The organism is Nostoc sp. DedVER02 (assembly GCF_034530675.2).
Classification (GTDB): Bacteria; Cyanobacteriota; Cyanobacteriia; order Cyanobacteriales; family Nostocaceae; genus Nostoc.
On sequence record NZ_JAVRCP020000003.1, the window covers coordinates 40492 to 51126 of the forward strand.

The following is a 10635-nucleotide window of genomic DNA, read 5'->3' on the forward strand; positions in this document are numbered from 1 at the left end:
TTTGTGAATGACTCTGCCAATTGACTAAATATGAATGGCGACATCCACTTGTAAGTTAGTTAAACGAGCAACTTTTTCACTATCTGCGGGACTATCGATGGAAATTTTAACTTCAACTATTCTGCGGTCTGTGTCTGAACCAGGATTGATGCTGAAGATGTTTTGCTTGTCAACTTGCCAACCAATCTCTTTTACAGTTCCTTTTATTGTTCCAGTAAATGCAGTGCTGGTAATTGTGGCTTTTTGTCCTACACGCACTTTTTGAACATCGGTTTGATACACCTCTGCAATCACATACATTTGAGATGTTTTACCGATTTCAGCAAATCCTTTGTTGGTGCTGATTACTTCTCCGGTTTTGGCGTGGATTTTTAAAATTTTGCCATTTATGGGCGATTTTATGTAACTTAAATCCAAGTCGGCTTTTGCTTGTTGAACAGAAGTTGTTGCACTGTTGACTTCGGTTTGTGCGACTTGAACATCTACATTACGTACTTCGCTAACACTCTTGAGTTGTGCTTGTGCTTGCTTAAGTTGTTGTTGGAATGTGTCTTCAGTGCGCTTGAGGGTAGCTTGGGCTTCTGTTAGTTGCTGTTGTGTAGTCTTGAGTTGCAAGGCTTTGCTATCTGCTACAGAAGCCGCGATCGCACCTTGTTTATATAATTGCTGATAACGATTATTCTCGGCTTGAGCATTGTCTACTTCAGCCTGGATGCGGTCGATTGTGGCCTGTTGGGTAGCAACGTCTCCTTTATATTGTGGCTCTAAACGTGCGATCGCAGCCTTTTGAGCTTCGATATCTCCGGTTTTGGCTCCAGATTTAACCTGCGCTAGTTTAGCTTTAGCAACTTGCAGTTGGTCTATAGATTGTTGCAGTGCAGTTTTAGAACGGCCATAGTTTTCTAGATAGGCTAATAATTGCCCTGCTTTAACCGTATCTCCTTCTTTCACCAAAAGTCTATCTACTCGCACCCCATTATTAGAAGTAGGAGCAGTCAAAGTAGTAACTTCGCCTTCTGGTTCCAAACGTCCCAAGGCGGTTACAGCAACTTTTGCAGGAGTCACAGCTTTTGGAGGATTTGCTGGCGCTGTCTGAACTTTTGGTTTAGACCAAAATGGAACTAAACTATAAAAAGCTATTAATCCGGCTGCTAAAGTTAGAGAAGCTGCTAAAATTACTTGCGATCTACCTACGGGTTTTGTGAATAATCGGCTTTCTTTATTTACTGCCATCTTTTCATTCCAATTCTGCTTTTTTAGGGGATAGCCTGGTTATATTTAGTCCATTAGATATAGACTCATCCGCAAATTACCAAGAGGGCTTTTCCTCTAGAGTTTCTATCTTAATCAAGTGGATGGGTCTAAATTGGTTTTATATGAATTGTTGTACGCTTTTGCCGCCCAAAATCACTATTGTGGCGTGAAAATTAATGGTGGTGTTACTTCAAAGCTTCCTAAGTTATATCCTAATTTGACATCTAATCCAGTAGCGTAAAATACAATAGTGCTAACCAGAAAACTTAACTCTCAAGAACAACGAAGCGCTAATAAAAATGAAATCAAATTTGGATAAACTTTTCATTAATTATGATATGAAAATTGATTGTTGTCAACCGATTTACTTTGCATAAGTCTTGATTTTATCACTAAAATATTTGGTTACAGTAAGATTAAATGCTGAGGAAATGTATTCATCACTAATTTAGTGTCTGAAAATTGAATACCAACAAATAGTTAGTTATTAAGTAGATTTGATATTACTAACAGATTATTGTTAGCAAGGTTGTGTAGTATAAGACATTATTATTGGTTTTGCTCATAGTGATTAAAGGACGGTTAGAAACCCTGTCTAAACGAGGTTTTACCCACCTGTATGGGTTTCAAATACCCAATTTTTCTTAGCCTGCCTCAGCGAACTAAGTTTGTGTGTGTAGCCGCATTCGCTCTACAGCCCTTCTCCTAAAGGAGACGCTACGCGAACGGGCATCCTACGGCAGGTGTGCCAGAGGCATCATTCAATTCGCCTCGGCTTTCTAACTGCCTTTTTAACTGATGTAATCATGATTATGTTTATCAAGCAACATACTAAAAATTAACATTTGCTTTATAAATAACCGCTTTGCTTCTTAACTTGACTTATATTGAAAAATAACCCAAAACGTTGACTTAATTATGATGTTTCTCTGAAAAAACATACTTATGGTTATTCAGTTGCTCTATGTATTCATCAAATTGTTACTTACTAGACAACAGATTTACATTGTTAACTTAATTCAGCACAAATTTATGGTTAATGCGTAGATAACAAAATATTTGACGCACTTATAGAGTGGCAAGTTATACTTTTTTGCTCAGTTTTATTTAAGTTAACATCAGGAATTGTGGATTTTTCTTTATAAAATAAGTTTAAAGAAATGATTTAGTTTCTGTAAAGTGTGTTAGTGTTTTTATTAATTAAATGTTTTAAAGTGGTTAAACAAACTAGTTATTTAATTGAGGTTTTGAAATTAAAAATAACTAAAGATAACTGCTTTCTCATCGCCGTCTGCTCGTTTAATTACTTTTTCAACTTGCATAAATTCGGATTAAAGGTGGTGTCTTTTGTGTAACGAACTTGTCAACTTTGCGGGTTCAAATAGCATAAAATACATTATCCCGAACGTTGAAATTGGCTATGACATTAATCGAGGTACAGAACGTTGCCATTAACAACAGCTATGTTGCTGTGGTTAGGCTAAATAATCAAAAGCTCTCAGGTGAAAAAACGTTTCTGTTCTCTTAGCTACTCCTCAGTTTTTATCGCTACAGTAGGATACCATTACTCAAAATCTCTACCATTACAAATGGATTAAATTTACTGGTCAAGCAGCTATTACACTCCAAGACTATTTTACCAGTTTTAACAACGTCTTTGACCTATTGCCACAATTTAAAGAGTCTAGCGTTGGATAACATTTTTTTGCGATGTCTACGACGGGCTACGCCTACGCAGTGTGCCAAAGTCGCCTGGAAACATAAGGCTTTACCTGGCATAATTCGTAATTCGTAATTCGTAATTCGTAATTACTTTTTCACCAGACTTTCAGAGGTGCTAACTGGTTGCACAACAAGAGTTTTTCATTTAATTAGTAGGCAACAGAAATTACTGTAACTACACAATCCACAGTACTCACTATGCCCTATGTCTGCTTATTCAATTGATACTGCATTAACGGAGTTAGAGAGCCTGATAAATAATTGTGAACAGGCTGTAATTAAGTCTATCGAAGGAAAAAAAATGAAATCAGATAAATCAGTGTCAATTAACAAAATTAACAGACAATTACAACACAATCCTATCGCCATTGTTGGGATGGCTTCTCTATTGCCTCAAGCTAGAAACTTGCGCGAATACTGGCAAAATATAGTAAACAAAATTGACTGTATTACTGATGTTCCTGCTACTCACTGGAGCGTCGAAGATTATTACGATCCAAATCCCAGAACTACTGAAGATAAAACTTACTGCAAAAGAGGCGGGTTTCTTCCAGAGGTTGATTTTAACCCGATGGAATTCGGCATACCACCTAGCATTTTAGAAGTCACAGATGTATCGCAACTATTAAGTTTAGTGGTTGCGAAAGAGGCGATGGAAGATGCAGGTTATGGCGAACAACGCGAATTTAACCGCGAGATGGTTGGGGTAATCTTAGGCGTGGCGATGGCCAAGCAATTAGGAATGCCACTTTCTGCAAGATTGGAATATCCAATTTGGGAAAAAGCACTTAAAAGCAGTGGTTTATCTGACGAAGATACCCAAAAAATCGTTGATAAAATCAAAAGCGCTTACGTGAAATGGGATGAGAACGCTTTCCCTGGAATGTTAGCTAACGTAGTCGCGGGTAGAATTGCCAATCGCCTCAATTTTGGCGGGATGAACTGCGTAGTTGATGCGGCTTGCGCTAGTTCCTTTGGTGCTTTGAAAATGGCAATCAGCGAGCTAGTTGAGCATCGTTCTGACATGATGCTGACTGGTGGTGTTGATACCGATAACACCATCATGGCTTACATCTCGTTTAGCAAAACACCGGCGGTTTCTCCCAGTGAAAATGTCAAACCTTTCGATGCTAAATCTGATGGGATGATGTTGGGTGAAGGTATCGCCATGCTTGTCCTTAAACGATTAGAAGATGCTGAACGCGACAACGATAAAATATATGCCGTAATTAAAGGTATTGGTACTTCCAGTGATGGACGCTACAAGAGCATTTATGCTCCCCGCAAAGAAGGTCAAGTTAAAGCCTTAGAACGCGCTTATGAAGATGCCGGCTTCTCTCCCGCTACTGTTGGTTTGATGGAAGCACATGGTACTGGCACAATGGCAGGAGATCCGACAGAATTCGGTTCTTTAAAAGATTTCTTTGATGTCCATGATGATAAAAAGCAGCATATCGCTTTGGGTAGTGTGAAATCACAAATTGGACACACAAAAGCGGCTGCGGGTGCGGCGAGTTTGGTTAAAACTGCTTTGGCTTTACATCACAAAGTATTACCGCCAACAATTAACATCACTGAGCCAAACCCCAAACTCAACATTAAAAATTCATCCTTTTATTTGAATACCGAAACTAGACCTTGGATTCGTCCAGAAGGAGAAGCGCCAAGACGTGCAGGTGTAAGTTCTTTCGGCTTTGGCGGAACCAATTATCACGTCGTTTTGGAAGAATATGAAGCTGACCAAAACGCCGCTTACCGCTTACACAGTGATGCTAATGAAGTGCTGTTATTTGCTCCTACAGTAGAGCAACTGTTGAGCAAGTCGGAAGAAATTTTGGGTAAGTTGCGATCGCCTGAAGGCAAATCACATTACGCACAATTAGTCAATGAGTGCAAATCGCCACAAATTCCTCTCTCTGCTCCCCGATTTGGATTTGTCGCTGAAAATCTCGAAGAAGCTTGCAAGTTATTGCAAACTAGCATTGACTGGCTAAAACTCAAAGGGTCAGCCGCATCTTGGGAGCATCCCCAAGGGATTTATTACCGTTCCTCTGGTATGGAATTGGGCGGAAAAGTTGTCTCTCTATTTTCTGGACAAGGTTCGCAATACCTGGAGATGGGACGCGAACTGGTGATGAATTTTCCTTTGATGCGCCGTCTTCATGGTTATATGGATAGCCTGTTGCTCAAAGATAATTTGCAGCCGTTGTCAGAAATCGTTTTCCCTCATCCGGTGTTTGGAGAGGCAGAAAAGAATGTCCAAATTGCTGCCTTACAACGTACAGAATACGCTCAACCAGCCATCGGGGTGTTGAGTGCAGGGATGTATAGCATACTGCAACAAGCCGGATTTAAGTCAGATTTTGTTGCTGGTCATAGCTTTGGTGAACTCACAGCGCTATGGGCTGCGGGAGTTTTGAGTACTGAAGATTACTTGTTCTTAGTGAAAGCTAGGGGTCAAGCAATGGCGGCTCCAGAAGACCCAGATCATGATGCGGGTAGTATGCTGGCTGTTAAAGAAGATATCAGCAAAGTTGAAGCAGTAATCAGACATTTTCCGCAAGTTGCGATCGCTAATCAAAATTCTCCCACTCAATTTGTTTTGGCTGGGCCGACCGCAGAAATAGCCAGAGTCAAAGACGCTTTACATGAGAAAGGATATACGGCTGTATTGTTACCTGTATCAGCAGCGTTCCACACACCGTTAATCGCCTTTGCTCAAAAATCCTTTGCGATCGCCACCAAGTCTGTTAAATTCCAAACTCCCAAAATCCCTGTTTACAGCAACGTTACCAGTAAGCAGTATCCCAAGGAAGCCCAAGGTATTCAAAAGATTCTGGAAACGCACCTTTCCAACTCAGTGCTGTTTAAGCAAGAAATTGAAAATATCTATGCAGCCGGTGGTACTTGCTTTGTAGAATTTGGGCCTCGGAGAATTCTTAGCAACTTGGTGAAAGAAATCCTTGGCGATCGCCCACACATCACCGTATCTTTGAACCCCAGCACTCAAAAGAATAGCGATCGCTCTTTGCGAGAAGCAGTTGTGCAGTTGCGGGTGATTGGTTTGGCTTTGAATAACCTCGATCCTTACCAACTTCCTCAAACCATCCCGCCAATTGAGACGAAAAAGACATTAAATGTTCGTTTAAACGGCATCAATTATAGATCCGAAAAAACGAAAAATGCCTTCGCTCTCGCTTTGCAAGATGGGCATCAAGTCACATTACCTACACCCGAATATTCTGATGCGACTCCTTTGTTTAGCAGCCCAGGTGTAACTCCACCTCTGGCTGTAATTGAGACTAACGGACATAAAAAATCCACCCCAGCCATGAACGGTGTGACATCTAATATCATCACCCAGCCAGAGCAACAGATGAATCCTGTTACCCTGTCACAACCAGTCCAGGAATCTAAGATGCAACCAACACCAGAAAAACTTACAAATTACGAACAACTTTTAGCAAGTTTAGAATATCTCCTGACACAATTCCAGGAAAATCAAGCCGAGAATCTACAAGTTCACGGTACTTATCTCAACCATCAAATGGAATACGCTAAAGCGTTCTTCCAACTGATGCAGCAGCAGAATTCTTTGTTGAGCGAAAGTAAATCAACAGCCGAAACTGCCAAAATGAAGCTAGTTGTCATGGAAAGCTTAGAGCGTAGCATGATGCAGTTTCATTCCCAACAAGGTGAAACTCTACGCATCCATGAACAATATCTTCAAGAGCAGTTGGAATATACTAAAAACTTTTTCCAACTCATCCAGCAAGAATATTCTCAAATCATCTCTGGTGAGGGAGTAACAGAACTAACAGAGAAACTCAGCAATTTCACTCCCTTCACCACAGAAGCACCAGTACCCGCCACTACCAAGATAGTAGAAAGCCAGCCTTTGCCTGTAACTGAGCCTGTAGTTAAAAATGGCTTAAATGTTATCCAAGAACCTCTGCCGGCTGCTGTAGAGCCAGTAGTTGAAATTCCTGTATCCCCCACTGCTAAGAAGGATGAAAATTCCTCTTCTTTGCTCCCTAATCTTTTCTCAACAGAGACAGTAGAGCCTGTAGCGGCATCATCGGTTCCTCCAGTAGTAGAACCCCAACCTGAAGTTGTAGTCAAAATTAGCTCACCTCCAGTTAACGAAATTGTTGCATTCACCCCAGAATCAGCACCCACAACTGCTGCACCTGTACCTGGCGCAACCATCGATATTGTTGACTTGGATAAAAACCTCTTAGCCATCACCAGCGACAAGACCGGCTACCCAGTCGAAATGCTGGAAATGGACATGGACATGGAGGCGGATTTAGGAATTGACTCCATCAAACGGGTGGAAATTTTAGGGGCGCTACAAGAAATGTACCCCAACCTACCCAAGCCCAATTTAGAAGAACTGTCAGAAAAACGCACCATCGGTCAAGTTGTAGAGTATCTGCAATCCCACGCTTCCAAAAGTATTACTGTAGAAATTGCAGTTCACGAAGTACAACAAGCAACTGAGATTGCAGTAGAGGCTGCACCAGTAGTTGAGGTAGTCACTGCACCTGAACCCAGCGTAGTTATCGCATTCACTCCAGAACCAGAAGTTGCTCCTTCTACAAGTGATGAATTTGCAAACTTAGGTGAAACCCTGTTAGCCATCACCAGCGATAAGACCGGCTATCCGGTCGAGATGCTGGAACTGGAAATGGACATGGAGGCGGATTTAGGGATTGACTCGATTAAACGGGTGGAAATCTTAGGGGCGATGCAAGAAATGTACCCCAACTTACCCAAACCGAATATCGAAGAACTTGGCGATCTCCGCACCATCGGTCAAATAGTCGATTACCTACAGCAGTTGGCTGGAGGTGAAAAAAAAAAGTCTGAGCCTGAGTTTGTCCAACAGCAGCCACCGGAATTAGAGCATAATATCCAGCGCCACCTCGTCAAACTCAGAAGTTTACCACAGCCTGATTACTTGGATTTCACATTACCAGAGGGACACATCGGTTTAATCACCGATGATGGTTCCCTCACCACCTATAAATTAACTGAATCCCTAATCGAGAAAGGCTGGAAAATAGTAGTTATCAGCTTCCCCCAATCGCTCATCGCCCAACAAGCGCCTTTACCGACAGGAGTAACCCGCGTCACCTTAGCAAACTTGAGTGAAGAACATCTTCAACAACAATTGCAAGCGATCGCATCTCACTGCGGAACGATTGGGGCCTTCATCCACTTACATCCAATGTTCGTAGGAAATCATACCGGGAGTATTTCTTATAACGAATCAGAAAAGGCGATCATCAAGCACGTATTTTTGATGGCGAAACACCTTAAACCCTCTCTAAACGAAGCCGCAAAGCATGGACGTAGTTGTTTCTGCACAGTTGCTCACCTTGATGGAGCTTTCGGCTTAGAGTATAAAGTCAACTTCGGTGCGATCGGCGCTGGTTTGTTTGGATTAACCAAAACTCTCAGATGGGAATGGCCAAAAGTATTTACTCGTGCGATCGACCTAAGCCCCAGACTTGACGCTAAACAGTCAGTACAAAACATCATCGCCGAACTTCACGACCCTAACCTTTATATAAGTGAAGTTGGGTATGGTTTACAAGGACGAGTCACCATTATCGCCGATTAATCTCCTCTCTCTGCGCTCTCTGCGTCTCTGTGGTTCGTTTAAAAAAAACCGCAGAGGCGCAGAGGACACAGAGAAAGAGATAAGAGAGCATCTTTTAATTACGAATTACGAATTAATATCAGAGGATTTATGACACAAACAGCCCAGCTTAGTCCATCATCTGTCTTTGTCGTGAGCGGCGGTGCAAAAGGGATTACGGCTGAGTGTACTATCAAATTAGCCCAACAGCAACCTTGCAAATTCATCCTCCTCGGTCGCTCTGAACTATTAGAAACCGAGCCAGATTTTGCTCAAAATTCTGATGAATCCGCATTGAAAAAATGCATCATGGAAAATCTTCTTTCTCAAGGAGAGAAGCCCACACCCATGAATGTACAAAAAATATATAACAAAATTACCTCTAGCCGCGAAATTAAAAAGACTCTAGCAGCAATTGAAAAAACCGGAGCTAAAGCAGAATATATCAGCGTCGATGTTACAGATACGCCAGCTTTACAAGAAAAACTTGCCACTGCTGTACAAAATCTTGGCCCAATTACTGGAATTATCCACGGCGCGGGAAACTTAGCTGATAAGTTAATTGAAAAGAAGACAGAAGAAGATTTTGAAAAGGTTTACACCGCCAAAGTTCAAGGTTTAGAAAACCTGCTAGCTTGCGTTAATCCTAATCAACTTCAGCATTTAGTTTTATTCTCTTCAGTAACAGGATTTTACGGAAATCCCGGACAATCTGATTATGCGATCGCAAATGAAATTCTGAACAAATCAGCCCATATATTTAAGCAAAGTTATCCCTCGTGTCATGTAGTCGCTATCAACTGGGGCGCTTGGGATAGTGGGATGGTGACAGCAGAATTAAAGAAGATTTTTCAAGAGCGAAAAATTGACATAATTCCCATTGCTGTCGGCGCACAAATGCTCGTTAAGGAAATGGATAATGCCAACCACGCAACCGCGCAAGTTGTTATTGGTAGTCCACTTGTTCCAATGGCGGCGGAGTTAGATTCAGAACTACGAACTTATCGTATTCGTCGCCAAATGACATTAGAGGCTAATCCATTTTTACACGATCATACTATTGCTGATTCTCCAGTTTTACCAGCAACTTGTGCAATGACCTGGATTATCAATGCTTCTGAACAATTATATCCAGGCTACAGATTGTTTAATTACCAAGATTTTAAAGTTTTAAAGGGGATTACTTTCAATGAAACATTAGCGAAGGAACATATTTTAGAAATAGAAGAAATTTCTAAAGTTAATCTTGAAAGAATCGAACTTAAAGCCAAAATTTCGAGTAAAAACCCTGAAGGGAGAATCCATTTTCATTTTAGCGCTCAACTCAATCTCCAGCGTGAAATTCCAGATGCACCCATCTATGAATCTCTTAATCTCGAACCAGATAATATCATCACTGCGACAGGAAAAGCATTTTACCAAAATGGTGGGGCTACATTATTTCACGGCCCTGGTTTTCAAGAAGTTAAAAGAGTTTTAAACATCAGCCCTGAAAGAATCACAACAGAATGTCTCTGGCCAGAACTCACCGCACAGGAACAAGGACAATTCCCCGTCCAATGGGTAAATCCTTACACAACTGACTTGAGTATGCACGCTTTATGGATTTGGACACAACACTTTCATGAAGAAGGTTGTTTACCTGGAAAAGTAGAGAAATTTGAACAGTTTGAAATGATACCACATAACGAAACATTTTACGTTTCTTGTGAAATATTAGCTAAGACACCAAGTAGTGCGATCGCAAATTTTATCATACACGATCGCCAAGGTAAAATCTATTCACGAATGCTCGGCGCTCACGCCATTATTTGGTCAATGAAAATGCTCAGAAGCTAATAATCCTCCTTTACCACTCAACACCTATAGCAGTCCTAAAATCTCTGTGAAACTCTTTCTCTTCTTCGCGTCCTTTGCGTCCTTCGCGGTTCGTTAAAAACAGAATTTTTCACAACTCAACTAGGATTGCTATAACTTGCCACTTCAAAGTTTGGGGAACAGCGTAAATCCTG

3 protein-coding genes and 1 pseudogene are annotated in these 10635 nt (G+C 41.2%); 3 read left to right on the forward strand and 1 reads right to left on the reverse strand.

Translation table 11 applies throughout. The features are described from left to right. Nucleotides 1-24: 24 nt before the first annotated feature. Nucleotides 25-1233: an ABC exporter membrane fusion protein gene (locus RMZ41_RS05945; RefSeq protein ID WP_322643254.1), complete on the reverse strand. Its 1209-nt coding sequence runs from the start codon at nucleotides 1231-1233 to the stop codon at nucleotides 25-27. A gap of 1441 nt (nucleotides 1234-2674) precedes the next feature. On the opposite strand from RMZ41_RS05945, the pseudogene RMZ41_RS05950 reads away from it, so the two are divergent. The 3 genes and pseudogenes from RMZ41_RS05950 to RMZ41_RS05960 all read left to right on the forward strand — a co-directional run bounded on the left by RMZ41_RS05950 (nucleotide 2675) and on the right by RMZ41_RS05960 (nucleotide 10462). After that, nucleotides 2675-2952, forward strand: a pseudogene (locus RMZ41_RS05950) (hypothetical protein). Nucleotides 2953-3181: 229 nt separating this feature from the next. Beyond that, entirely contained in the window at nucleotides 3182-8605 is a 5424-nt protein-coding gene (locus tag RMZ41_RS05955; RefSeq protein ID WP_322643255.1) for a polyketide synthase, read from the forward strand. A gap of 129 nt (nucleotides 8606-8734) precedes the next feature. Further along, nucleotides 8735-10462, forward strand: a complete 1728-nt coding sequence (locus RMZ41_RS05960; protein WP_322643256.1) for an SDR family NAD(P)-dependent oxidoreductase — start codon at nucleotides 8735-8737, stop codon at nucleotides 10460-10462. The last annotated feature ends 173 nt before the right edge of the window (nucleotides 10463-10635 follow it).